Origin of the sequence: Paraburkholderia sp. Ac-20342, assembly GCF_017104985.1 — a bacterium.
Taxonomy (GTDB): Bacteria; Pseudomonadota; Gammaproteobacteria; order Burkholderiales; family Burkholderiaceae; genus Paraburkholderia.
In genome coordinates this window covers 1-831 of sequence record NZ_JAAGPQ010000225.1, presented here as the reverse complement: position 1 = coordinate 831, position 831 = coordinate 1, and the positions used below count along the sequence as shown (strand labels likewise).

General features: G+C 60.6%; 1 protein-coding gene and 1 pseudogene. Both read right to left on the bottom strand.

The window, feature by feature from the left end; genetic code table 11:
* A pseudogene (locus G3N58_RS33870) lies at nucleotides 1–127 on the bottom strand (lipocalin family protein); the annotation flags it as partial.
* 26 nt (nucleotides 128–153) lie between these two features.
* Nucleotides 154–612, bottom strand: a complete 459-nt coding sequence (locus tag G3N58_RS33865) for a hypothetical protein (RefSeq protein ID WP_206001373.1) — start codon at nucleotides 610–612, stop codon at nucleotides 154–156.
* Nucleotides 613–831: the final 219 nt, after the last annotated feature.

Below are 831 nucleotides of genomic sequence, written 5' to 3'. Positions count from 1 at the left end.
CACCTTCCCAGTACACCGCGCCGGTCGATTGCCGTGAGTCGAGTTCCTGATCGTCCATCAGCGGATCGAGCTGCCACGTCAACGGACCTGTCCTGACCTTCATCGAGACCGGGTACGAAGCGCTTGTATTCAGAGTACCTCACGCAAAGCCGGCTAAGCTTGCTTGCGCGTTGGCTCAGATCGGCCAGCAATAAAACGATCGAGTCGTTCGCTTGCTTCCGTGATGGCCCAAAGCGGTGCTCGGTGCAGTTGTCGATCGTAATTCGTCGCGATCGACGAAAAAAGCGAGAATCCCGTGTCGTCGAGCTGCCATGTATCGTTTTCTCTGCCGGTGTCGAATACCGCTGCCGCCGTGCGATCCGCGGCGCAGAACTCTTCGTGGTTCATCGAACCGAAGCCGGCTTCTGCCAGATAACCGGTTAGCAGCATGATCTGCGTGAGCGTCTGCGCGTCGGTTTTGCTGCCGGCACCGCGACGCAACGCGTCGAGCGACAGATGTACCCGTAACGCGAGATCGTCGGCGATCTGACGAGGCATGGGCAACAGCATGGCTTTGGCATGCCGCGCGCGGGCGGCGCCTGTGTGGCGGGACAAGGGAATGCGTTGTGCCATGAAGGTCTAATCAGTTTGCCTGAGCACATGCAATAACGGCGCGCTCCGAAAAAGATTGAGCCCTCACCACGCATACTTGGCAGAATCGTTTGCACAGCCCACAGCCCACAGCCCACAGCCCACAGCCCACAGCCCACAGCCCACAGCCCACAGCCCACAGCCCACAGCCCACAGCCCACAGCCCACAGCCCACAGCCCACAGCCCACAGCCCACAGCCC

What these genes read in the sequence shown, in the direction of transcription:
- G3N58_RS33865 (WP_206001373.1), bottom strand. Translation starts at nt 612, where the DNA reads ATGGCACAACGCATTCCCTTGTCCCGCCACACAGGCGCCGCCCGCGCG.